Annotated in this window: 21 protein-coding genes and 2 tRNA genes; 8 read left to right on the top strand and 15 right to left on the bottom strand. The window is 60.7% G+C overall.

The window, feature by feature from the left end; genetic code table 11:
• Positions 1–82: 82 nt before the first annotated feature.
• The 12 genes from ACIN8IBEIGE_RS12355 to ACIN8IBEIGE_RS12300 all read right to left on the bottom strand — a co-directional run bounded on the left by ACIN8IBEIGE_RS12355 (position 83) and on the right by ACIN8IBEIGE_RS12300 (position 11,232).
• Positions 83–158 (bottom strand) — tRNA-Thr (locus ACIN8IBEIGE_RS12355).
• Positions 159–451: 293 nt separating this feature from the next.
• The gene (locus tag ACIN8IBEIGE_RS12350; protein ID WP_160014886.1) at positions 452–1,681 is read right to left on the bottom strand and encodes a methyltransferase; all 1,230 of its coding nucleotides are present in this window, start codon (positions 1,679–1,681) and stop codon (positions 452–454) included.
• Positions 1,682–1,716: 35 nt separating this feature from the next.
• Entirely contained in the window at positions 1,717–2,487 is a 771-nt protein-coding gene (locus tag ACIN8IBEIGE_RS12345; RefSeq protein WP_256665138.1) for an ABC transporter permease, read from the bottom strand.
• Positions 2,484–3,179: an ABC transporter permease gene (locus tag ACIN8IBEIGE_RS12340; RefSeq protein ID WP_160014885.1), complete on the bottom strand. Its 696-nt coding sequence runs from the start codon at positions 3,177–3,179 to the stop codon at positions 2,484–2,486. Before ACIN8IBEIGE_RS12340 ends, ACIN8IBEIGE_RS12345 begins: the two co-directional genes overlap by 4 nt.
• A 50-nt stretch (positions 3,180–3,229) precedes the next feature.
• Positions 3,230–3,982 carry an ABC transporter substrate-binding protein gene (locus tag ACIN8IBEIGE_RS12335; RefSeq protein ID WP_160014884.1) on the bottom strand — a complete coding sequence of 251 codons (753 nt, stop codon included), beginning with the start codon at positions 3,980–3,982 and terminating at the stop codon, positions 3,230–3,232.
• A gap of 18 nt (positions 3,983–4,000) precedes the next feature.
• Entirely contained in the window at positions 4,001–4,774 is a 774-nt protein-coding gene (locus ACIN8IBEIGE_RS12330; RefSeq protein ID WP_160014883.1) for an ABC transporter ATP-binding protein, read from the bottom strand.
• Positions 4,775–5,009: 235 nt separating this feature from the next.
• Positions 5,010–6,035: a WD40 repeat domain-containing protein gene (locus tag ACIN8IBEIGE_RS12325; protein WP_160014882.1), complete on the bottom strand. Its 1,026-nt coding sequence runs from the start codon at positions 6,033–6,035 to the stop codon at positions 5,010–5,012.
• A gap of 71 nt (positions 6,036–6,106) precedes the next feature.
• Positions 6,107–6,182 (bottom strand) — tRNA-Phe (locus tag ACIN8IBEIGE_RS12320).
• A 252-nt stretch (positions 6,183–6,434) separates the two neighbouring features.
• Complete coding sequence (locus tag ACIN8IBEIGE_RS12315; RefSeq protein ID WP_090379491.1) at positions 6,435–6,707, bottom strand: oxidative damage protection protein; 273 nt, start codon at positions 6,705–6,707, stop codon at positions 6,435–6,437.
• Positions 6,704–7,777 (bottom strand): A/G-specific adenine glycosylase, encoded by a 1,074-nt coding sequence (mutY, locus tag ACIN8IBEIGE_RS12310; RefSeq protein ID WP_160014881.1) that lies wholly within the window; start codon positions 7,775–7,777, stop codon positions 6,704–6,706. The genes ACIN8IBEIGE_RS12315 and mutY overlap by 4 nt, the downstream gene beginning before the upstream one ends.
• Positions 7,774–10,008 carry an AsmA family protein gene (locus ACIN8IBEIGE_RS12305; RefSeq protein WP_160014880.1) on the bottom strand — a complete coding sequence of 745 codons (2,235 nt, stop codon included), beginning with the start codon at positions 10,006–10,008 and terminating at the stop codon, positions 7,774–7,776. The genes mutY and ACIN8IBEIGE_RS12305 overlap by 4 nt, the downstream gene beginning before the upstream one ends.
• Positions 10,009–10,131: 123 nt before the next feature.
• Entirely contained in the window at positions 10,132–11,232 is a 1,101-nt protein-coding gene (locus tag ACIN8IBEIGE_RS12300) for an NAD(P)/FAD-dependent oxidoreductase (RefSeq protein ID WP_160014879.1), read from the bottom strand.
• Between the two features lie 133 nt (positions 11,233–11,365).
• On the opposite strand from ACIN8IBEIGE_RS12300, the gene hisB reads away from it, so the two are divergent.
• The 8 genes from hisB to ACIN8IBEIGE_RS12260 all read left to right on the top strand — a co-directional run bounded on the left by hisB (position 11,366) and on the right by ACIN8IBEIGE_RS12260 (position 17,123).
• Positions 11,366–11,959: an imidazoleglycerol-phosphate dehydratase HisB gene (hisB, locus tag ACIN8IBEIGE_RS12295; protein ID WP_090255169.1), complete on the top strand. Its 594-nt coding sequence runs from the start codon at positions 11,366–11,368 to the stop codon at positions 11,957–11,959.
• Positions 11,960–12,598: an imidazole glycerol phosphate synthase subunit HisH gene (hisH, locus tag ACIN8IBEIGE_RS12290; RefSeq protein WP_160014878.1), complete on the top strand. Its 639-nt coding sequence runs from the start codon at positions 11,960–11,962 to the stop codon at positions 12,596–12,598.
• Positions 12,599–12,862: a DUF2164 domain-containing protein gene (locus ACIN8IBEIGE_RS12285; protein WP_160014877.1), complete on the top strand. Its 264-nt coding sequence runs from the start codon at positions 12,599–12,601 to the stop codon at positions 12,860–12,862.
• Positions 12,863–12,898: 36 nt separating this feature from the next.
• On the top strand, positions 12,899–13,636 hold the full coding sequence (hisA, locus tag ACIN8IBEIGE_RS12280) for a 1-(5-phosphoribosyl)-5-[(5-phosphoribosylamino)methylideneamino]imidazole-4-carboxamide isomerase (protein ID WP_160014876.1): 738 nt from the start codon (positions 12,899–12,901) through the stop codon (positions 13,634–13,636).
• A gap of 63 nt (positions 13,637–13,699) precedes the next feature.
• Positions 13,700–14,470 (top strand): imidazole glycerol phosphate synthase subunit HisF, encoded by a 771-nt coding sequence (gene hisF, locus ACIN8IBEIGE_RS12275; protein WP_160014875.1) that lies wholly within the window; start codon positions 13,700–13,702, stop codon positions 14,468–14,470.
• Between the two features lie 173 nt (positions 14,471–14,643).
• Complete coding sequence (locus tag ACIN8IBEIGE_RS12270; RefSeq protein ID WP_160014874.1) at positions 14,644–15,381, top strand: ABC transporter substrate-binding protein; 738 nt, start codon at positions 14,644–14,646, stop codon at positions 15,379–15,381.
• Positions 15,382–15,478: 97 nt separating this feature from the next.
• Complete coding sequence (locus tag ACIN8IBEIGE_RS12265) at positions 15,479–16,234, top strand: ABC transporter substrate-binding protein (RefSeq protein WP_160014873.1); 756 nt, start codon at positions 15,479–15,481, stop codon at positions 16,232–16,234.
• Positions 16,235–16,367: 133 nt separating this feature from the next.
• Positions 16,368–17,123: an ABC transporter substrate-binding protein gene (locus ACIN8IBEIGE_RS12260; protein ID WP_160014872.1), complete on the top strand. Its 756-nt coding sequence runs from the start codon at positions 16,368–16,370 to the stop codon at positions 17,121–17,123.
• A 96-nt stretch (positions 17,124–17,219) separates the two neighbouring features.
• Here the strand turns inward: ACIN8IBEIGE_RS12260 and ACIN8IBEIGE_RS12255 are convergent, their stop codons facing one another.
• From ACIN8IBEIGE_RS12255 to gpmI, 3 genes are all read right to left on the bottom strand, one after another.
• On the bottom strand, positions 17,220–18,521 hold the full coding sequence (locus tag ACIN8IBEIGE_RS12255; protein ID WP_160014871.1) for a S41 family peptidase: 1,302 nt from the start codon (positions 18,519–18,521) through the stop codon (positions 17,220–17,222).
• A gap of 39 nt (positions 18,522–18,560) precedes the next feature.
• Entirely contained in the window at positions 18,561–19,802 is a 1,242-nt protein-coding gene (locus tag ACIN8IBEIGE_RS12250) for a murein hydrolase activator EnvC (RefSeq protein ID WP_160014870.1), read from the bottom strand.
• A gap of 124 nt (positions 19,803–19,926) precedes the next feature.
• A complete protein-coding gene (gene gpmI, locus ACIN8IBEIGE_RS12245) occupies positions 19,927–21,462 on the bottom strand; it encodes a 2,3-bisphosphoglycerate-independent phosphoglycerate mutase (protein ID WP_160014869.1) in 1,536 nt (511 codons plus the stop codon).
• Between the last annotated feature and the right edge of the window lie 78 nt (positions 21,463–21,540).

Here is a 21,540-nt window from a genome sequence, read left to right as displayed (position 1 = left end):
TGTTACAAGCCGTGCAGGATGGGGGCAAGTGCAGTATTTTCTGCATAAAAAAGCCCCGCATCGCTGCGGGGCTTTCTTTATATGGTGCCGGCACCAGGAATCGAACCCGGGACCTACTGATTACAAGTCAGTTGCTCTACCAGCTGAGCTATACCGGCCTTTGAGGGTCGCCATTATATCCATTCATTTGGCTGAGTAAAGCCGTCTGAGCGTAGTTCTGTGAAGGCATTGTTATCAGCAGCCAAATCGTTATGCACATAAGCAGGGCATCTGGTACGAGCGTGCGCAGACTTTGTGCGCTGGTTCGCGGTATTGGCTAAGTGTCTGTTTTTACAAGCTATATTTACAGGCTGAAAAATGCGCAGATCAGCGATCTGTAGCTGGGGCGGGCTTTTGCGCGGTTTGCTCAGATTCTGTCAACAGAGTTATCCACAGAGTTTGTGGGCAACTTTCATGGGCGTTCGGCCAGTAGCAGCAGATTTCGTGGGCTCTGTTGGTGGCTGCAGAAGCGGCCAAGGCGCGTGCTGTAGCCTTGCTCTTGCAGGAAAAGTGCACGGTCGAGTGATAGCCAGAGCTCCAGTGGGCGGCGAAACAGGTTGCGCAGCAGTTCCAGGTTGCGGACTTCGGCCAGACGTTGCCAGCCTTGTTGTTCAAGCTGCTGCCAATTTTGCGCGGTAGGTGTGGGCAGCTGCTTGAGTGCCGCGAGGTCTTTGCAGTAGTCGGCAAAGGGCTTGTTCAGCCAGGCCGCAGGTAGGGATGGGGTTGGCAGGTATTCATTAATGCCGCGCAACTGGCGCTGCAGCAAGTCGAAGCCCAGGCGTCTGGCCATGGACTGGTCGCGCTGGCGGCGCACCCTTGCGCCAGCGGTGACGGTTTCACTCAGCGGGAGGCCAAGATCGTCGATGGACAGCTGCAGTGTCGAGGCCTGGGCGCTTACCGAGAGTGGCTGATAGGTCGCTGTGTTGATGCGGTTGTAGCAGCAGGGCGCCACGGCCAGTTGCTGGCAGCCGACATGGCTGGCCAGTTGCAGCAGGCGCGTGTGCAGTTCGCCGCAGGCATGCAGCGCCACGGGAGTGTGGTGCGCCTGCAGCTGCGTCACGGAGTTGTCGGCCAACACATCCTGCTCGATATGCTGTGCGGCGATGCCGAGTTTCTGGCTGAGTTGCTGGCCGCTGCTGACCAGCTGTGGATTGCATTCCAGGCAGGTCAGGCTGCTGCCGCCGTGTGCGAGCATCCGCCCGAGGTGGCCTTTGCCGGCGCACCAGTCCAGCCAGTGTTGCGGTTTCTGGCTAAAGCTCAGGCTGCGGGCGAACGCGTCGATCTGTTGCCACTTGCGCCCAGGCACATCGCTGCTAAAACGTGCGGGCAGAGCTGTCGCGGGTAACCGTGGCAGTTCGCCAATCAGGCTTAGCTCGTCAGCCTGAGCGGCCAGTTGTGGGAAGGGCACGGGTGCTGGCAGCAGGTACGGTTGGTTATGCGCAGCTTCAGCATGCTCCAGGCTTTGTGCTCTGAGCCAGGCGGCCAGCTGTGGGTGCTCGGCTTCCCAGGGCAATACCGGGTAATGCACAAAGGGCCGTGGTCGCCACAGCGCCTGATGCTCGATAAGAAAACTGTCGAGTGCTTGAAAACGCTGCAGCAAGGCAGCGTCTTGCAGGATCTGGGCAGGTAAGGTGGTTGGCATGATGGCGGTGCCTGAGGGTGCGAGCCCTCAGGCAATCAGCGGCCCTGGCAGGCGTCGACGCGCAGCCAGCGTTCCAGCAGTTTGAATCCGCGCACCAGCAGGAAGGCGATCAGCAGGTAGAACATCCCCGCCGCAAAGAAGATTTCCACCGGCAGGTAGGTGCGAGCGATGATCGTGCGAGCCATGCCCGTCAGCTCCAGCAGGGTCACGGTGCTGGCCAGGGCGCTGGCCTTGAGCATCAGAATCACTTCATTGCTGTAGGCCGGCAGGCCGATGCGCGCGGCGCGTGGCAGGATGATGTAGAACATCGCCTGTGCCCGTGACATGCCCAGCGCGCGGGCTGCTTCGATCTCGCCCGGTGGCACGGCCTGAATCGCCCCGCGCAGAATTTCGGCGATATAGGCGGCGGTGTGCATGGTCATGGTCAGCACTGCGCACCAGTACGGGGAGCGCAGGTAGGGCCAGAGCGGGCCTTCACGCACCGCATCGAACTGCGCCAGGCCGTAGTAGACCAGGAACAGCTGCACCAGCAGTGGTGTGCCACGGAAGAAGAAGATGTAGCCGTAGGGCAGAGCGCGCACATACCAGTGCCGCGAGGCGCGGGCGATGCCCATCGGCAGGGCGAGAATCAATCCGGCGAGAACCGCGATGGCTACCAGCTCCAGGGTCAGCAGGGCGCCTTCAGACAGGCGCGGCAGCCATTTGATGATCACGTCCCAGTTGAGGGCGGTCAGGCCGCCCCACAGCGCATAGGCAATCAGCGCAACGCCAACCGACCAGGCTGCGATTTCAGAGATCTTTCTCATGACGCGCTCCTGACAAAGCCACGGCTGGAGCGTTTTTCAAGGAAGTGCATGCCGATCATCGCCAGCACGGTCAGGCCCAAGTAAATAAAGGCCGCCACCATATAAAAGGTGAAGGGCTCCTTGCTGGCGGTCACGGCGATTTGCGAGCGGCGCATGATTTCTTCCAGGCCGATCACCGAGACCAATGCGGTGTCCTTCATCAGAATCATAAACAGGTTGCCCAGGCCGGGCAGGGCGATGCGCCACATCTGCGGCAGGATCAGCCGCCAGAATATCCGTGGTTTGGACATGCCCAGCGCTTGGCCGGCTTCGCGGTGGCCCTTGGGGATGGCCAGAATGGCGCCGCGAAACACCTCGGTGGCATATGCGCCGAAGCAGATGCCGAGGGCAATGGTGCCGGCGGCGAAGGCGTTCAGCTCAAGGCTTTCGATGCCGAGCAGGTCCGCCAGGTTGCGCATCAGCTGTACGGTGCCGAAATAGATCAGCAGCACCCAGAGCAGCTCGGGAATCCCGCGCACGATGGTCGAGTAAGTGCCGCCAAGCCATTGCAGCGGCTTGTACGGGGAAGTCTTGGCGAGGGCGCCGAGCAAGCCGAGCACCAGACCCAGGCACAGCGCGCTGAGCGCCAGCTTGAAAGTCATCAGGGTGCCAGCAGCCAGGGCCGGGCCGAATCCGTAGAGGTCGAAATTCATAGGGGCTCAGAAGCCTGCGCCGCCCGGGCGGGCGACGCAGTGCCGGCAGCTTAGTAGATGCTGAACGGGAAGTACTTGTCGTTGATCTTCTTGTAGGTGCCGTCAGCCACGATCTCGGCCAGTGCGGCGTTCAACTTCTCGCGCAGCGCGTCACCCTTGCGTACGGCGATGCCGATCTTGTCGTTGTCGAATACCGGGTCGCCCTTGAACTCGAAGCTCTTGCCGGCGTCGCTCTTCAGCCATTCCCAGTTGACGAAGGTGTCAGCCAGCACGCCATCGAGGCGGCCCGAGGCCAGGTCAAGGTAGGCGTTTTCCTGGGTGTCGTACAACTTGATGTCGACCACGCCATTGAGGTTGTCTTCCAGCCAGGTGCCGGCGATGGTAGCGCGCTGAGCGCCGATTACTTTGCCTTTGAGGCTGGCTTTATCGGTTTTGAAGTCGCTGCCTTTCGGGGCGATAAACTGCAGTTTGTTGGTGTAGTAGGGCTCGGTGAAATCCACTGCGGCCTTGCGCTCTTCGGTGATCGACATGGAGGCAATCAGGAAGTCGAATTTCTTCGCGTTCAGGGCCGGGATGATGCCGTCCCAGTCGGAGGTGACCACTTCGCACTCGGCCTTCATCTTGGCACACAGGGCCTGGCCGATTTCCACGTCAAAACCGCCGACCTGGCCACTGGCGTCAATCAGGTTGAACGGCGGGTAAGCGCCCTCAGTACCCAGTTTCAGCTTGTCCGCCGCGACGGCGCTGGTGCCGAAGGCCAGGGTGGCGACAGCGGCCAGCAGGATATTCTTGTAGTTCTGCATGCGTAGTTGCTCCGTGTTTTAGTGATTGCTGGACATGAATTGTTTGCAGCGCGCCGAATTCGGGTTGTCGAATACCTGCTCCGGGGAGCCCTGTTCTTCAACCAGGCCCTGATGCAGAAACACCACTTCGCTGGACACCTGACGGGCAAAGCCCATTTCATGTGTTACCAGCAGCATGGTGCGGCCTTCCTCGGCGAGTGCGCGGATCACATTAAGCACTTCTTGTACCATTTCCGGGTCGAGGGCTGAGGTGGGCTCATCGAACAGGATGACTTTCGGCTGCATGGCCAGCGTGCGGGCAATTGCCGCGCGCTGTTGCTGGCCGCCGGAAAGCTGATTCGGGTAAACGTGGCGCTTGTCGGCAATGCCGACCTTGGCCAGCAGCGCTTCGGCTACCTCGATGGCCTCAGCCTTGCTCTGCCCCAGCACGCGGCGCGGCGCCTCGATGATGTTGTCGAGCACGCTCATGTGCGGCCATAGATTGAAATTCTGGAAGACAAAGCCGATCTCGCTGCGAAGGCGATTGATCTGGCGATTGTCTGCGGCGACCAGGTCGCCATTCTTCGCGGCTTTGAGCTTGAGTTCTTCGCCCGAGAGGATGATCTGCCCCTTGTGCGGGTTTTCCAGCAGATTGATGCAGCGCAGAAAGGTCGACTTGCCGGAGCCGGAAGAACCGAGGATGGAAATCACATCGCCGTCGCGAGCGGTGAGGGAGATGCCCTTGAGCACCTCAAGGTCGCCGTAGCGTTTATGCAGGTCGCGTATTTCCAGCGCGGGCGTGGCCTCGGCCATGGGGGGTCCTCTTATTGTTCGATTGCGCTCAGGCGTTGCGTGGCCTTCCTGGCGAGGCGTCAAGCTAGCATAGCGTTTCGCTGACCGCCAAGCCGTTTACCGGCCTGGGGGCGCTCACCCGGTCATGCTGTCGCTTGGCTGCAGTTGGCTGTCGCGCGTGCGCAATATTGGCCTTTCTGGCTTGGTGTGACTCATTGCGCTGCCATTTGATACAGCGCCTGCGTCCGCGCTATGGCTAGTCAAGGGTCGCGCCTGTGATGCGTCGTCCATGGGCGATCAGGCCCATCTTCAGGGGGCTGACCATCTCGGCGACGGCGTAGTTGCTTCTGGCTGGAAAGCGTAGCGCTTCGCCCTTGGTCAAGTCGATCAGCTCCACCTTTCCGGCTTTGCCCCCGCTGGGGTCGAGAGTTCCAGCCAGGCTCAGCCAGGGGCTGTGCTCGGAAAACGTCGCCTGATGTACCCATCTTAGGGTGCTTGGGATGTCGCGCAGTTTGCTCAGGTTTGCAATGCGCCATTCGCTCACGGTGCCTTCGCGGTTGGCACTGATAAGGTTTTGCCCGTCTGCGCTGAAGCGCAGTGCCAGTAGCCAGTTGCCGGTGGCGTAGGGTTTGATCTTCTGTTTAAGCACAGCTTGCAGTTGCCCCTGTTGCTCGTTGAACTGCCATAGCTGAATCGAGCCGGAGGCAGTGCCCACAGCAATCAGGCTTTTTGTTGAGTTGGATGCCAGTGCAGTGATGCTTTCTCCGGTCTTGTAGCGTTCAGGCAGTGCCTGGCGCTTGTGCAGGTCGTACAAGATGAATTCATCGTCATTCGCGATCAGGTAGAGGTTCTTATGGGGCGCCTGGGCTACTGGGCCGCGGGCGTTGGCTATTGATGCTAAATGCGCGCCGCTTTTACTGTCCCAAAGCTGTGTGACGCTTTCGAAATAGGAATTGCTGAAAAGCTGCTTGCCGTCGCGGCTGAACTGCAATTGCGAGACCCTGTATTGATGGGCCCGCATGCTCAGGCGCGTCTCGCGCTGGGTTGCGTCCCATAGGTGGATTACGCCGGACTCCATGCCGATCGCCAGGTATTTGCCGCCATCGTGGTAGCGCATTGAGGTGGCTCGGTCTTCGCCAGCAAAGCGTTGCTTGAACAGTGTTTGGCTGAATTCGCTATGGATGGGTGGAAACAGCACGTAGTGCCAAAGCAGATAACCGGCGCCCAACAACAAGCTAGCTGCTGCAATGACGAACAGCTGTTTTCGGTTGGTGTTTTGCATTGGCGCGTCCTTGCGAATGATTTTTTTCTGAAAAAAAAAGGCCCGCCAGATGGCGGGCCTTTCTATGTTAGTGGTGCCCGGGGACGGAATCGAACCGCCGACACGGGGATTTTCAATCCCCTGCTCTACCGACTGAGCTACCCGGGCTAACGGGGCGCTATTAGACGGATTTGAAGGGTGGGTGTCAAGCGTGAGTTTGAAAAATATTTAAATATTTCGGGCGCTTAGGTTCGGGCGAGGGCAGAGCGGCACATTGCGATATGGTGGGTGGATAAGGCGTCATCCACCCTACGGGCTGGTCGGTGCGCGTGGGAGGGGCTTTAGCCGTGACTGCTGTTAGAGCATTTCGCCGCTAAAGCGGAATGCCGCCTAACGCCTCCCACGAGGTGTGCGTACGGTTTACTCGCTCGGTGGTACGTAGCCTTCGGCCTGGGCGTATTCTTCGCCGGAGAGGAATTTATCCATCTCGGCCTGGAGGAACTTGCGGTCTTCGGCGTTCATCATGTTCAGGCGACGTTCGTTGATCAGCAGGGTCTGGTGCTTTTGCCATTCGTCCCAGGCCTGCTTGGAGACGTTGTTGAAGATGTCCTCACCTTTGGCGCCCGGATACGGTGGGCGGTCCAGGCCGGGGAGTTCCTGCTTGTGTTTGCGGCACTGTACGGTGCGGGTCATGGCGTTTCTCCAGTATTTGCTGCGAGTGCTTCGGCCGCTCGCTTCAGCAGTTTTTTCACCGGGGCGGCGAGGCCCAGGCGCGGCGGGGTGGCGAGGTTATACCAGAGCCAGTCAGCCTCGGCCACGGCAGCAGGCGCGGCGTCGACCTGGATCAGCCAGGGCTCGATGGCCAGCTGGAAGTGGCTGAAGGTGTGGGTCAGGCCGCTCAGTTCGCGCTGTGCGCCGAGTTGCAGGCCGTGCTGGCTGGCCAGGCTGCTGATGGCATTGGCTTGCTCCAGCTCCGGCAGACTCCACAGGCCGCCCCAGAGGCCGCTGGATGGACGGCGATAAAGCAGCACCTCGCCGTGGCGGTTGGCGAAAATCGGCATCAGCGTGCGCTTCTGCGGCAGCGCCTTGCGCGGTTTGGGGATTGGGTAGCGGATTTCCAGGCCCAGCAGGTGTGCCTGGCAGCCGCTCTGCAGTGGGCAGAGCAGGCAGCTGGGTTTGCTGCGGGCACACAGGGTGGCGCCCAGATCCATCATCGCCTGGGTGTAGTGGTTGACTCGGGCGTGCGGGGTAAAGCGCTCCGCCACATCCCACAACTGTTTCGCCACCTTTGGCTCGCCTGGATAGCCTTCCTGGGCCACGTAACGCGCCAGTACGCGTTTGACGTTGCCGTCGAGAATTGGCGCACGCAGGCCCATGCTCAGGCTGGCGATGGCGCCGGCGGTGGAGCGGCCGATGCCGGGAAGTTCGGTGAGTTGGTCGACATCGCGGGGAAATTCGCCGGCATGTTCGCGTATAACGATCTGCGCGGTTTTTTGCAGGTTGCGCGCGCGGGTGTAGTAACCGAGGCCCGTCCACAGGTGCAGCACTTCGTCTTCCGGTGCGGCGGCCAGGTCTTTTACCGTGGGCAGGGCGGCCATAAAACGGTCGAAATAGCCGAGCACGGTGCTGACCTGAGTTTGCTGCAGCATGATCTCCGAGACCCACACGCGGTAGGGGGTGATGCCCTGTTGCCAGGGCAGGTCCTTGCGCCCGTGGCTGTCGTACCAGTTCAGTACTGCGTCAGAAAACTGCTCGGGTCTCATCGGTTGAACAGGCCCTTGAGTGCGTCTTTCAACTCTGGACTGACCTTGTCGCCGAGTTTTTCTTCGATCTTCTCGTTGAGCTTGTTGCCGGCCAGCTTGGCGGCAACTTTACCCAGGCCGTCCTGATCCAGGCGGCAGGCCTTGCCGCCCATTTCCAACGGGCCGCGGCAGCGCACAGGCCATTCGATGCCGACATAGCGTTCGTTGACCTGGCAGGCTGGATCGGGCATTTCGCGCTGGTCACCAATGACGGTGATGCCGACGCGGTAGTCGAGGCCGAGGATGCGCAGGTCCAGATCACCCTTGCCGCTGACGGCCAGGCCCGGAATAAAGGCCTTGAGGTCGGGGTTGTGGGCCACGCCGTTGCGCAGGGTCAGGCTGCCTTGCAGGGTTTCGAAGGGTGTGTCCTTGCCGCGTGGGTCGCTGCTCAGGGATTTGCGATTGAGCGTGGCGATGCCGCGGCACAGCTGTTGTTCCAGGTTGGCGTCGAGCAGTACGCCGTCATTCAGCATAAAGCTGGCGTCGCCCGTCAGCCCATCGACCCAGGCACGCTGGCTGTTGCCGCTGGTGGTCAGGTTGGCTTTGAAATCCAGCAGACCTTTTACCGGCGAAGGCTGGTCGGGCTTTTTCAGGAACGGCTCAATCGGGATGTTGTTGAGACTCTTCTGCACGCTGAGCAGTGGGATAGCCGGGCGTACATCGATGCTGGCCTTGGCATTGAAGCTGCCGTTGCCGATAGTGCCTCGCACATCCTGCAGGGTCAGCAGGCCGCCCTTGCTCTGCGCCTTGGCGCTGAAGGCGCTGATCACCTGCTGTTGAGCGGTGAGCTGATCCAGGCCGAGGTCGAGCCGTACGTCGAGCTTACGCAGCGTCTCGATCGGCAGCACTTCACTGTTGCTCCAGGCGTGCTGGGTCGGTGCATCGGGCAGCGGCGTACTGCCGCTCTGTCCGGCGCTGGCGACGCTGGCTTTGACCTCGGCCTGGCGCGCGGCGCCAGCGTCCTTGGCGTCTTTAGATGGCGCGGGCAGGTAGCGGTCGAGGTTCAGCTGGTCGCCCTTGAGCTGCACGCGCAGGGCCTGTTTGGCAAAGTCGGCTACCGCCATCTGGCCGCTGAAGTGGCTGTCATCCAGGGTTAGCTTGAGGTCTTCGAAGGTCAGGCTGTTGTCAGTGCCGCTGAGGCGGGTGACCAGCTCGAACTGGCTGAGGGTCTTGTCATCGTTCATCGGCGGCAGTTTCTGGCCGATGGTGGCGAGGAACTCACGCAGGTTGAGCGGTGCGATGGACAGGCCGCCGCTGAGTTTTGGTTGCTTGTCAAGGTCGCGGACTTTCAGCTCGCCCAAGGCGCGCAGCTGGTTGCCGGAGAGTTTCAGGCTGTTCCACTCGGCGACCTGGGCGGCCAGGTCGAGCAGCAGTTGGCCCTGGGCCGAGTAGGTCAGGGTCTGGCCATCGAAGGGCTCGCCGGACACTTCACCAGAAAACTTGGCGTCTTCCAGTTGGTAGCGCTTGAGGGCGCGGTCGAAGCGCAGTTCACCCTGCAGCTCGCTGCGGGCGCGCAGCACCGGCTTGTTGAGGCCGAAGAAGGCGCTGAGTTTGACCGGTATGCCTGCGCCTTCGCGGATCGCTCCGGTGGTCAGTTGAATGCTTTCGGCGCTGAATTGCTGGCCTTTCTGTACGTCGTGGTAGTCGATGCGCGCGCTGTTGACGATCAGGCTATCGATATCCAGTTTCAGTGGCTGGCTGCTTTCGCCGGGTTCGGTGGCTGGGCTGTCGGTCTGCGTGCTGTCGGTGCTCGCTGCTGGTGCGTCGGTTGTTGCGGTCGCGACGTTGGCCGGTTTGCCGACATCTTCCCAGTTGCTGCGGCCTTTCTCGTCGCGCTGCAGGTTGAGGTTGAGACCGTCGATGCGGATGTCGCTCATCTGTACTTCTTTACGCAGCAGCGGCAGCACGCGTACCGAGAGGCCAAGCAGGCGCAGGTCGGCGAACGGCTTGTCCGGGGTGCTGGGACTGGCGAGGGTGGCGTCGGTCAACTCCAGGCCGAGCCAGGGGAACAGGCTCCAGCCGATGTCGCCCTTGAGGGTCAGCTCCAGATTGGCCTTGTCGCGGGCCAGCTGACGGATTTCGTCTTTGTAGTCGTTGGGATCGAACAGGTGGGTAAGGGCAAAGCCCAGTGCCACGATGATCAGCAATAGCCCGAGAAAAAACAGGCCGAGAATTTTGCCGAGCGCTTTCATGTGCGAATCCTTGTTTCGAAACTGGATGGTGAAGTGCAGCAATTCAAGCCGGCGAGTATAGCGCCAGCGTTTTTACCTTGACCGCCGACAGTCCCGTTTACGCGGTGATTTTGCAAGCGGCTTTTACAGGGCCTGCGCCACGCGCTCGGCAATCGCCAGGCTGGCTGTGAGGCCGGGCGACTCGATGCCGAACAGGTTGACCAGGCCTGGCAGGCCGTGATCATTGGGCGTTTGGATAATGAAGTCGGCGGCCGGTTCCCCGGGGCCTGCGAGTTTCGGCCGGATGCCGCTGTAGCCAGGCACCAGGCGCGTGCTGTCGATGGCGGGAAAGTAGCGGCGGATGGCGTCGGCGAACGGCTCGCGCAGGCTTTCCTCGACCTGATAATCGATCTGTGTGAGGTAGTGGGTATCCGGGCCGAAACGCAGCTGGCCGCCAAGATCCAGGGTGGCGTGGATGCCAAGGCCGGCGGTATTGGCTTCCGGCATCGGGTAAATCAGGTGCTGGAAGGGTGAGCGACCGCTGTAGCTGAAGTAGCGGCCCTGGCACAGGTGTAGTTGCGGCACGTCCGTCAGGCCCAGGGTGTGGCTGGCCAACTGCTGGGCGAACAGGCCGCCGGCATTGATCACCCGTTGGGCTTTGAGCTGGAACGGCTCGCCGTTGCTCTGGCCGTGGGCTATCCAGCCATCGCCATTTGCCTCGAGCTGTTCGACGCGGGTGTGTAGAACCAGCTGCGCGCCACGCTGCTCGGCTGCTGCCAGCAGCGATTGCAGATAGGCGTGGCTGTCGATAATCCCGGTGCTGGGTGAGAGCAGGGCGCAAACGCCGCGCACGGCGGGCTCCAGTTCGTGCAGGCGGTTCTGCTCGATAGGCTGCAAGTCATGCACGCCGCAGGCTTGGGCGTTGCATTGCAGCTGTTCGAGTTTGGCGATTTCTGCGCTTTCCACTGCCACCAGCAGTTTGCCGAGCCGGCGGTGCGCCACCTGATGGCTGTTGCACCAGGCATACAGGCGTTCGCGGCCTTCCAGGCACAGTTCGGCCTTGAGCGAGCCAGGGGCGTAGTAGATGCCAGCGTGGATCACCTCGGAGTTGCGACTGGAGGTATGGCTGCCGATCAGGCTCTCGGCTTCGACTATCAGGGTGCTCTGCTCCGGTCTAGCCAGGCGTGCGGCGCAGGCCAGGCCGAGGGCGCCTGCGCCAATAATCAGGGTGTCGATACTGTCCATATGCATTCCGTTCGTTGTCTGGTGTGAGGCCGTGTGCTCGATAGCGGTGCCTCTGATCGCCGCTGGTAGCCGCCTGGGTGGATGCCCGCCTATAATGCCAGCCTTTTTCCGTGGGCAATTTCTGGAGCTGGTGATGGCCGAACGTACGGCATCCGTCGAGCGCAATACCCTGGAGACCCAGATCAAGGTCTCGATCAACCTGGATGGCACCGGCAAGGCCAAGTTCGATATTGGCGTGCCGTTCCTTGAGCACATGCTCGATCAGATTGCCCGTCACGGCCTGATCGACCTGGATATCCAGTGCAAGGGCGACCTGCATATCGATGACCACCACACCGTGGAAGACGTCGGCATCACCCTCGGCCAGGCTTTTACCCAGGCCATCGGCGACAAGAAGGGCATGACCCGTTACGGCCATTCCTATGTGCCGCTGGACGAAGCGCTGTCGCGCGTGGTGATCGACTTCTCCGGGCGCCCAGGCTTGCAGATGCACGTGCCGTTCACCCGTGCTGTGGTGGGTGGCTTCGATGTGGATCTGTTCCAGGAGTTCTTCCAGGGCTTCGTCAACCACGCGCTGGTGTCGCTGCATATCGACAACCTGCGTGGCACTAACACCCACCACCAGATTGAAACCGTATTCAAAGCCTTCGGCCGCGCGTTGCGTATGGCCGTGACGCTGGATGAGCGCATGGCCGGGCAAATGCCGTCGACCAAGGGCTGCCTGTAAATGCAGACGGTTGCAGTAATCGACTATGGCATGGGCAACCTGCACTCGGTGGCCAAGGCCCTCGAGCACGTAGGAGCCGGCAAGGTGCTGGTGACCAGCGATGCTCAGGTGATTCGCGAGGCTGACCGTGTGGTATTTCCCGGCGTTGGTGCGATCCGCGATTGCATGGCCGAGATCAAGCGCCTGGGCTTCGATAGCCTGGTGCGGGAAGTCAGTGCCGATCGGCCGTTTCTTGGCATCTGCGTGGGCATGCAGGCGCTGCTGGAGCGCAGTGAGGAGAACGACGGCGTCGATTGCATCGGTCTGTTCCCTGGCCAGGTGCGCTTCTTCGGCAAGGACATGGTCGAAGATGGCGAGCCGCTGAAGGTGCCGCATATGGGTTGGAACGAGGTGGCGCAGTCGGTCAAACACCCGCTGTGGCACAACATTCCGGATCTCGCGCGCTTCTACTTCGTGCACAGCTATTACATCGAGGCCGGCAACCCCAAGCAGGTGGTCGGTCGCGGCCATTACGGCAAGGATTTCGCAGCGGCGCTGGCTGAAGGCTCGCGCTTTGCCGTGCAGTTTCACCCGGAAAAGAGTCACACCCACGGTCTGCAGCTGCTGCAGAACTTCGCCGCCTGGGATGGCCGCTGGTAAATGAGCCGGGTGAGAAAGGATGCACCACCGCTTTTTCAGTTCAGCGTTGAGCAGCGAGCAGGTATTGCCCGTCAGCTAAAGCATTTCATGGCTGAGCGTTTCGAATTAGAGATAGGCGGTTTCGAGGCCGAGGAGCTATTCGATTTCTTCGCCTTGAAATGTGGCCCCTTGTTCTACAACCAAGCAGTGCTCGATGTGCAAACGGTGCTAAAAGACCGGTTCGAGAGCATCGAAAGCGACCTCTGGGCACTCGAAAAGAGCTGACCCACCGAATTCACACGACTTGAGCAGGTTCAACCGATGCTGATTATCCCCGCTATCGATCTGAAGGACGGCGCCTGCGTGCGTCTGCGCCAGGGCCGCATGGAAGACTCCACGGTGTTTTCCGATGACCCGGTGAGCATGGCGGCCAAGTGGGTCGAGGGCGGCTGCCGTCGCCTGCACCTGGTCGACCTCAATGGCGCCTTTGAAGGCCAGCCGGTCAACGGCGAAGTGGTCACCGCCATCGCCAAGCGCTACCCGACCCTGCCGATCCAGATCGGCGGCGGCATCCGCACTCTGGAAACCATCGAACACTACGTGCGCGCCGGCGTCAGCTACGTGATCATCGGCACCAAGGCGGTGAAGGATCCGCAGTTCGTCACCGACGCCTGCAAAGCCTTCCCCGGCAAGGTGATCGTCGGCTTGGACGCCAAAGATGGTTTCGTTGCCACCGACGGTTGGGCGGAAGTCTCGACCGTGCAGGCCACCGACCTGGCCAAGCGTTTCGAGGCCGACGGCGTCTCGGCCATCGTTTATACCGATATCGCCAAAGACGGCATGATGCAGGGCTGTAACGTCGAGGCCACCGCGGCCCTGGCTGCTGCCAGCCGTATCCCGGTGATCGCCTCTGGCGGCATCCATAATCTGGGCGACGTCGAAAAACTGCTGCTGGCCCGCTCGCCCGGCATTATTGGTGCCATCACTGGCCGGGCCATCTACGAAGGCACCCTGGATGTGGCTGAAGCGCAGGCCTTCTGCGACAACTTCAAAGGCTGATTCGCCTGCTCTGGCGGTGCGCGCCGCCTGGGCGGCCCCGCGATACCCTACGGGAATACCGATATGGCACTGGCTAAACGCATCATCCCCTGCCTCGACGTGGACAACGGCCGCGTGGTCAAGGGTGTCCAGTTCGAGAATATCCGCGACGCCGGTGATCCGGTGGAGATTGCCCGTCGTTATGACGAGCAGGGCGCAGACGAGATTACCTTTCTCGACATCACCGCCAGCGTCGATGGTCGCGACACCACGCTGCACACCGTTGAGCGCATGGCCAGCCAGGTGTTTATTCCACTGACCGTCGGTGGTGGCGTGCGCACCGTGCAGGACATCCGCAACCTGCTGAATGCCGGTGCCGACAAGGTGTCGATCAACACCGCAGCAGTGTTTACCCCGGAGTTTGTCGGCGAAGCGGCGGACCGCTTTGGCTCGCAATGCATCGTTGTCGCGATAGACGCGAAGAAGGTTTCCAAGCCAGGCGAAACTCCGCGCTGGGAAATCTTCACCCACGGCGGGCGCAAGCCGACCGGCCTGGATGCGGTGCTCTGGGCCAAGAAGATGGAAGACCTCGGTGCCGGCGAAATCCTGCTCACCAGCATGGATCAGGATGGCGTCAAGAGCGGCTATGACCTGGGCGTAACCCGTGCCATCAGCGAAATGGTCGGTATTCCGGTGATCGCCTCTGGCGGCGTTGGCAACCTGCAGCACCTGGCTGACGGCATCATCGAAGGCAAGGCTGCGGCCGTGCTGGCGGCGAGCATCTTCCACTTCGGCGAATACACTGTGCCGGAAGCCAAGGCCTATATGGCCGCTCGCGGCATCGTCGTGCGCTAAATCTCACCCGCAGCAGTGGCCAGCAGTCCTGCCGGCCACTGCTGCGGGCGAGTCGACAGCAAAATGTCGACTGGCCCGCTAAAATCAGAATGTTTGCGCTCAGGTCGATGCATTGGGCACCCCTTTGAGCGCTCCTCTTTCTAATAAATGGTTTTTCCATACACGGAGTTCTTATGCCTGCTATCCGGCTATTCACCGCGGTTTGGCTGTTGTGTGCTGTCAGCCTGGCTCGCGCAGAGCCTCTGGTTCTGCTTACCGAAAACCTGCCGCCGTTCAGCATGGCGGCCAGTGGTGGCAATTTTGCCAAGGATGCTGATGTGCAGGGCATTAGCAGCGATACGGTGCGTGCGCTGTGCAGTAAGGCGCAGCTTGAGTGTCAGATGATTCTGCGTTTCCCCTGGGATCGCCAGTACAAGCAGGCGTTGGAAAACAAGGGCTACGGAGTCTTCTCCACTGCTCGTACGCCGGAGCGTGAGTCGCAGTTCAAGTGGGTTGGGCCGATTGTAGTGAGCGACTGGGTGTTGCTGGCCAAGGTCGATAGCAACATTACGTTGAACAGCCTGGATCAGGCCGGTGCGTACAAGATTGGCGGTTATCGCAATGATGCGATTTCACAGTTTCTGATCGACCGTGGCGTGACGGTACAAACCAGCCTGCAGGACAAGGAAAACCTCAACAAGCTGGAAAAGGGCTTGATTGATCTATGGGCCACCGATGAGGCCGGTGGGCGCTATCAGGCCAAGTTGTCGCCACTCGGCGCGCTCAAGGTGGTGCATCGCTTCAACAGTGCTGACCTTTATCTGGCGATGAACAAAGAGACGCCCGATGATGTGGTGCAGAAGTTGCAGAAAGCCCTGGACGATATGCGTGCTCAAGGTGAGCTGGGTAAGATCAAAGACGGTTATCTGTAAGCCTCTTGCGTCCCTACCAGCGTAAAACCTGGGCTGGGCATAGTCGGACGTGCTGGGTATGCTTGCATGCTCAGCCCAACTATCGATGTGAGACAGCATGTTAAAACAACTACTAGTCGCCCTCGCTGGCACAGTTATGGTGCTCGCGGGCAGTGCTCGGGCCGAAATTGACCCGAACTACCGCATGGTCTTGCTGACCGAGAATTTCCCGCCGTACAACATGGCGATCAACGGCAAGAATTTCGCTCAGGAAGACAATATCGACGGTATTGCCGTGGATATCATCCGCGAGATGTTCAAGCGCGCCGGCATTCAATACAACATGACCCTGCGTTTCCCCTGGGATCGTATCTACAAGCTGGCGCTGGAAAAGCCAGGTTATGGTGTATTTGTGGCGGCGCGTCTGCCGGAGCGTGAGGCGCTGTTCAAATGGGTCGGCCCAATCGGTCCGGATGACTGGGTATTGCTTGGCAAGGCTGATAGCAGCATTACCCTGAACAGTCTGGAAGACGCTAAGCAATACAAGGTCGGTGCCTATAAGGGTGACGCGATTGCCGCGCATCTGGTGGAGAAAGGCCTGGAGCCGATTACTGCCTTGCGCGACACGGAAAACGCCAAGAAGCTGATGGCTGGTCAGATTGATCTGTGGGCCACCGGTGACCCAGCGGGGCGCTACTTGGCAAAACAGGATGGCATTTCCGGTCTAAAAACCATTCTGCGTTTCGATAGTGCAGAGCTGTATCTGGCACTGAACAAAGAGGTGCCGGACGAGGTTGTACAGAAGCTGCAAGCTGAGTTGGACAAGATGCGCAGCGAAGGCTTTGTCGAAGATATTCTGAACAACTACCTGTAATAAGTAGCAGCGGGTCGGCAATAAACCGGCTCGCGGCCATGGATGGTTGACGCCAAGTACCATACGTCGCCGGGCATCGCCCGAGCAGGGATGCCGCTAGCCATAATCACAATTCATGCGAGCGGAATGACTTATGTTGAAAACCCTGAAAGCCGGCCTGTTGTTCGGGCTTGTTCTGAGTGCCTGCGCAGCCCGTGCAGAGCTGCCAGCCGATTACAAAGTGGTGTTGCTGACCGAGAACTTCCCGCCGTTCAACATGGCGGTGGATGACAAGAACTTTGCCCGTGACGACGGCATCGACGGCATCAGTGCCGAGGTCGTCCGAGCAATGTTCAAGCGTGCCGGCATCAATTACACCCTGACCCTGCGCTTCCCTTGGGATCGCCTGTATCGCCTGACCCTGGACAAGCCCAACTATGGCCTGTTCTCCACTACTTTTACGCCCGAGCGTCAGCCACTGTTCAAGTGGGTGGGGCCATTGGCGAAAACCGGTTGGGTGCTGTTGGCTGCGCCGGGTAATAACCTGAGCGTCGCCAGCCTTAAAGATGCTGGGCAGTATCAGATCGGTGCCTATAAGAACGACGCGGTCAGTCAGCACCTGGAAAGCCAGGGCCTGAGTCCGGTCAACGCACTGCGTGATCAGGAGAACATCAAAAAGCTGCTCAGCGGCAAGATCGACCTGTGGGCTACCACTGACCCGGTGGGGCGCTACCTGGCCAAGCAGGAAGGTGTCAGTGGCCTGAATACCGCATTGCGTTTCAATGACGCCGAGCTGTATCTGGCGCTGAACAAGGACACCCCGGATGAGGTGGTGCAGCGTCTGCAGAAAGCGTTGGACGAGTTGCGTGCCGAAGGCTTTATCGACGAAATGACCAATAACTACCTGTAACTTCAGGCGTTATTAAAAAGCCCGACCTTGAGTGATCAAGGTCGGGCTTTTTCTTGCTGCAGTTTTACCGGCATGCCTGCACCTGCAAGCGCATTCCTAGTCGCCGCGGGTAACGCTCAGCCCTTTGAGCAGGTTGAGGGCCTGGCTCAACTGATAGTCGTCATCCTGTGGGCGTGCCGGGGTGCTGGTCTTGCCTCTGCTTGGCCTGTCTGCGCCGCCGTTGCCATTGCCCAGGTGACCTTGCAGGTCGGCTTCCTTGATGGTTTCGTCGCCCTGTTCGCGGGTCAGCTTGGCGCGCGCCACTTCGATGTCCGGGACGATGCCCTGAGCCTGAATCGAGCGACCGTTGGGGGTGAAGTACAGCGCGGTGGTGAGTTTCAGGGCGCGATCGTTGTTCAGTGGCAGCACGGTCTGCACCGAGCCTTTGCCGAAACTGTCGGTACCCATCAGCACACCGCGTTTGTGATCCTGCAGAGCGCCAGCAACGATTTCGGAGGCCGAGGCGCTGCCGCCGTTGATCAGTACTACCAGCGGCACGCCTTCACTGGCGTCAGCCGGGTCGGCATTGAAGCGCAGCTCGGAGTTGGCGATGCGTCCCTCTGTGTAGACGATCAGGCCTTTCTTGAGGAAGTGGTCGGTGACTTCCACCGCCGCCTGCAGCACGCCGCCGGGGTTGTTGCGCAGGTCCAGCACCAGACCGCGCAGCTTCTTGCCATTTTCCTTGCGCAGTTTGGCCAGGGCCTTGCCGACTTCTTCGCCACTGTTGACCTGGAACTGGGTGATGCGCACGTAGCCGTAGCCATCATCGAGTAGCTGGCTTTTCACGCTCTTGACCTTGATCACGGCGCGGGTCAGCTCGACATCGAAGGGTTTGCCACCTTCACGCACCAGGGTCAGCTCGATGTCGCTGCCAGCTTTGCCGCGCATCTTCTCCACGGCTTCCATCAGCGACAGGCCCTTGGTTGGTTGACCGTCGATCTTCACGATCAGGTCGCCTGGCTGGATGCCTGCAGCGGAAGCCGGGGTGTCATCGATCGGCGAGACCACCTTGAGAAAGCCATCTTCGGTACCGAGCTCAATACCCAGGCCGCCGAATTCGCCGCTGGTGCTTTCCTGCAGGTCGCGAAAGGCTTCCGGCTCCAGGTAGGCCGAGTGCGGGTCAAGGTTGCTGAGCATGCCCTTGATCGCGTTTTCCAGCAGGGTCTTGTCGCTGACCGGCTCGACATAGGCGGACTTGATACGGTCCATCACCTCGGCAAAGGTGCGCAGGTCGTCCAGCGGCAGTGGCGCGCTGTCGTTGGCGGTGGCCGGTGCTTCGGCGGGCGCGGCAAAGGCGGCAGTGCTGCTCAGCAGGGTAACGGCCAGCGCGAGGGCGGTGAGGCGGAACAGATGCGGCATGTCGAACTTACTCCTGTCCTAAATCGGTAATCGCAACACTTATCCTTGTGCGCGGCACCATTGAGCAGGGTCGGTCGGGCGGCCCTGCTGGCGAATTGCGAAATACAGTGCTGGGGTGTCCTGGCCGCCGCTGTTGCCAACGGTGGCGATGGCTTCACCGGCCTTGACCACGTCGCCGGCGTCCTTTAGCAGGCTCTGGTTATGCCCATAGAGGCTCAGGTAGCCGTTGCCATGGTCGAGAATGACCAGAAGCCCGGCGCCACGCAACCAGTCGGCAAATACCACGCGCCCGCCGTGTACGGCGTGCACCTGGCTACCGGCGGAGGCACCGATCAGCACACCATCCCATTTTGTTCGTGCATCGCCGCCACGCGGTGTGCCGTAGCGAGCCACCACGCGACCGTTAACCGGCCAGGGTAATTTGCCGCGGGCTTTAGCGAACGGACCGCCAAAGCTGGCGCCGGAACTCACCAGTGGACCCGTCGGCGCGGGATTAGTGCTGCTACGCGGCTGCTCGCGTTCAGCGAGCAGGGCTTGCTGACGCGCCGCTTCAGCTTCGCGGGCCTGGCGGGCGAGGGTTTCCTCGATGGTTTTCAGCACGCGCGCCAGGTTGGCTTGTTCCTGTTGGCGGGCCTTGAGCTTCTGGTCGCGGGCAGAGAATTCCTTGTTCAGCTTGGCCAGGGCCCGCTGGCGCTCCTTGCGTACGCTGGCGAGCTGTTCGCGGCGGCCATCCAGTGCGCTTTTCTGCTCCAGCAGCTGGCGTTGCTGGTTGGCAATGTCCAGCTCGACGTTGGCCAGCTGGCGCAGGGTTTCATTGAAGGCGGCAAGCTGTTCCATGCGCGCTTCGCTGAGGTAGTCGTAGTAGGTCAGGGTGCGCGAGAACTTTTCCGGGTTTTGCTGGTTGAGCAGCAGCTTGACGTATTCCTGGCGACCGCTCTGGTAGGCAGCACGGGCCTGGATGCCGATCAGCCCCTGCTGTTCAAGGCGCGCGCCCTCGAGTTTTTTTTTCTCCCTATCGAGGCTCTGAATCTCTTCTTCGCTTTTTTTCAGGTCCTGCTGCAGGCCTTTGACCTGTTTCTCCAGCTGGCCCATCTCGCTTTCGGTTTTCTTCAGGTCTTTCTGCACGCCGGATTTCTCCTGTTGCAGCTTTTCCAGCAGTTGCTTCAGCTCGGCGATATCGGCGCGCGCGGCATCCAGTTGCTTTTGCGCATCGCTCTTTTCATCGGCGATCGCAGGCGTCAGCAGGAGGGTCAGGAAAATAAGGGCGAGGGCACGAAACATGGGGCTGGCAGCACCTGAATTAAGAACGCGCCTAGTATGCCTAAAAAATGGCCGGGAGCCATGGTTAACGTCACGTTGCGACGGCCCGCAGGCCAGGCATTGCACCTGGCTTGCGGGCAGCTGCTTAGTTCAGCTCGACGATGCTGGTGCCGGTCATTTCCGCCGGTACTGGCAAGCCCATCAGGGTCAGCAGGGTCGGCGCCACGTCGGCTAGCACGCCGCCTGGGCGGATAGTCGCTGAGCGCTTGCCAACATAGATAAACGGCACCGGCTCGCAGGTGTGCGCGGTGTGCGCCTGACCGGTGCTTTCATCTTCCATCTGTTCGACGTTGCCGTGGTCGGCGGTGATCAGTGCTTCGCCGCCGACCTTGTCCAGTGCTGCAACGATGCGGCCGACGCAGCTGTCCAGGCATTCCACCGCCGCCACGGCGGCGGAGAACACGCCGGTATGGCCAACCATGTCGCCGTTGGCGTAGTTGACGACGATTACGTCATAGCGCTGGTTTTCGATGGCGTCGACGATCTTGTCGGTGACTTCCGGCGCGCTCATTTGCGGCTGCAGGTCGTAGGTGGCGACATTCGGTGACGGAATCAGGATGCGTTCTTCGCCGGCGAAGGGCTCTTCGCGACCGCCGGAGAAGAAGAAGGTGACGTGGGCGTACTTCTCGGTTTCGGCGATGCGCAGCTGGGTCTTGCCGTTGTTCGCCAGGTATTCGCCGAGCACGTTGGTCAGGGCTTCCGGCTTGTAGGCGCTGGGCGTCGGGATGCTCGCGGCGTACTGGGTGAGCATGACGAAGCCGGCCAGTTGCGGCACGCGCTTGCGCTCGAATTCCTTGAAGCCCGGCTCGACAAAAGCGCGGGTCAGTTCACGGGCACGGTCGGCGCGGAAGTTCATAAAGACTACGGCGTCGCCGTCTTCCATGCGCACGGGCTCGCCAATGCTGGTGGCTTTGACGAACTCGTCGCTTTCGCCGCGTTCGTAGGCGGCCTGCAGGCCTTCGATGGCAGTGGTTGCATTGAACTGACCGTTACCTTCAACCAGCAAGTCGTAGGCCTGCTCGACGCGCTCCCAGCGGTTGTCACGGTCCATGGCGAAGTAGCGGCCGATCAGGCTGGCGATGCGGCCCTTGCCCAGCTTGGCGAAGGTGGCGCCAAGCAGTTCGATGGACGGCTGGGCGCTTTTCGGCGGGGTGTCGCGGCCATCGAGGAAGGCGTGCAGGTAGATATTCTCGGCGCCGCGCTGGGCGGCCAGTTCGGCCATGGCTACCAGGTGGTCCTGATGGCTGTGCACGCCGCCGTCGGAGAGCAGGCCGAGGATATGCACGGCTTTGCCAGCGCTGACGGCTTTATCGACTGCAGTGGTGATGGTCGGGTTGGTGAAGAACTCGCCGTCGCGAATGGCTTTGGTCACCCGGGTGAAGTCCTGATATACCACGCGGCCCGCGCCGAGGTTCATATGACCGACCTCTGAATTGCCCATTTGCCCGTCCGGCAGGCCGACATCCATGCCCGAGCCCGAGATCAGGCCGTGGGGCTGGGTGGCGCGCAGGTGGTCGTAGACCGGCGTATTGGCGGCCATGATTGCGTTGGATTCGGGGCTGTCACTGTGGCCGAAGCCATCGAGGATGATCAGTACCAGGGGTTTGGGCGTGGCGCTCATAAAACTGGTTCGCTCTGGGTCGATGGGCGGAAAACAAAGAGGGGCATTTTACGGCCAAGTGGCGCAAACGTCACCGCC

Origin of the sequence: Pseudomonas sp. 8BK (genome assembly GCF_902506475.1) — a bacterium.
In the GTDB taxonomy this organism is placed as follows: Bacteria; Pseudomonadota; Gammaproteobacteria; order Pseudomonadales; family Pseudomonadaceae; genus Aquipseudomonas; species Aquipseudomonas anguilliseptica.
Note: the sequence above shows the minus strand (reverse complement) of the source record. Positions and strands in the feature narration are given on the sequence as shown.

Excerpts from the sequence above, each read along its gene's own strand:
- ACIN8IBEIGE_RS12350 (WP_160014886.1), bottom strand. The coding sequence starts at position 1,681 with ATGCCAACCACCTTACCTGCCCAGATCCTGCAAGACGCTGCCTTGCTG.
- ACIN8IBEIGE_RS12345 (WP_256665138.1), bottom strand. The coding sequence starts at position 2,487 with ATGAGAAAGATCTCTGAAATCGCAGCCTGGTCGGTTGGCGTTGCGCTG.
- ACIN8IBEIGE_RS12340 (WP_160014885.1), bottom strand. The coding sequence starts at position 3,179 with ATGAATTTCGACCTCTACGGATTCGGCCCGGCCCTGGCTGCTGGCACC.
- ACIN8IBEIGE_RS12335 (WP_160014884.1), bottom strand. The coding sequence starts at position 3,982 with ATGCAGAACTACAAGAATATCCTGCTGGCCGCTGTCGCCACCCTGGCC.
- ACIN8IBEIGE_RS12330 (WP_160014883.1), bottom strand. The coding sequence starts at position 4,774 with ATGGCCGAGGCCACGCCCGCGCTGGAAATACGCGACCTGCATAAACGC.
- ACIN8IBEIGE_RS12325 (WP_160014882.1), bottom strand. The coding sequence starts at position 6,035 with ATGCAAAACACCAACCGAAAACAGCTGTTCGTCATTGCAGCAGCTAGC.
- ACIN8IBEIGE_RS12315 (WP_090379491.1), bottom strand. The coding sequence starts at position 6,707 with ATGACCCGCACCGTACAGTGCCGCAAACACAAGCAGGAACTCCCCGGC.
- mutY (WP_160014881.1), bottom strand. The coding sequence starts at position 7,777 with ATGAGACCCGAGCAGTTTTCTGACGCAGTACTGAACTGGTACGACAGC.
- ACIN8IBEIGE_RS12305 (WP_160014880.1), bottom strand. The coding sequence starts at position 10,008 with ATGAAAGCGCTCGGCAAAATTCTCGGCCTGTTTTTTCTCGGGCTATTG.
- ACIN8IBEIGE_RS12300 (WP_160014879.1), bottom strand. The coding sequence starts at position 11,232 with ATGGACAGTATCGACACCCTGATTATTGGCGCAGGCGCCCTCGGCCTG.
- hisB (WP_090255169.1), top strand. The coding sequence starts at position 11,366 with ATGGCCGAACGTACGGCATCCGTCGAGCGCAATACCCTGGAGACCCAG.
- hisH (WP_160014878.1), top strand. The coding sequence starts at position 11,960 with ATGCAGACGGTTGCAGTAATCGACTATGGCATGGGCAACCTGCACTCG.
- ACIN8IBEIGE_RS12285 (WP_160014877.1), top strand. The coding sequence starts at position 12,599 with ATGAGCCGGGTGAGAAAGGATGCACCACCGCTTTTTCAGTTCAGCGTT.
- hisA (WP_160014876.1), top strand. The coding sequence starts at position 12,899 with ATGCTGATTATCCCCGCTATCGATCTGAAGGACGGCGCCTGCGTGCGT.
- hisF (WP_160014875.1), top strand. The coding sequence starts at position 13,700 with ATGGCACTGGCTAAACGCATCATCCCCTGCCTCGACGTGGACAACGGC.
- ACIN8IBEIGE_RS12270 (WP_160014874.1), top strand. The coding sequence starts at position 14,644 with ATGCCTGCTATCCGGCTATTCACCGCGGTTTGGCTGTTGTGTGCTGTC.
- ACIN8IBEIGE_RS12265 (WP_160014873.1), top strand. The coding sequence starts at position 15,479 with ATGTTAAAACAACTACTAGTCGCCCTCGCTGGCACAGTTATGGTGCTC.
- ACIN8IBEIGE_RS12260 (WP_160014872.1), top strand. The coding sequence starts at position 16,368 with ATGTTGAAAACCCTGAAAGCCGGCCTGTTGTTCGGGCTTGTTCTGAGT.
- ACIN8IBEIGE_RS12255 (WP_160014871.1), bottom strand. The coding sequence starts at position 18,521 with ATGCCGCATCTGTTCCGCCTCACCGCCCTCGCGCTGGCCGTTACCCTG.
- ACIN8IBEIGE_RS12250 (WP_160014870.1), bottom strand. The coding sequence starts at position 19,802 with ATGTTTCGTGCCCTCGCCCTTATTTTCCTGACCCTCCTGCTGACGCCT.
- gpmI (WP_160014869.1), bottom strand. The coding sequence starts at position 21,462 with ATGAGCGCCACGCCCAAACCCCTGGTACTGATCATCCTCGATGGCTTC.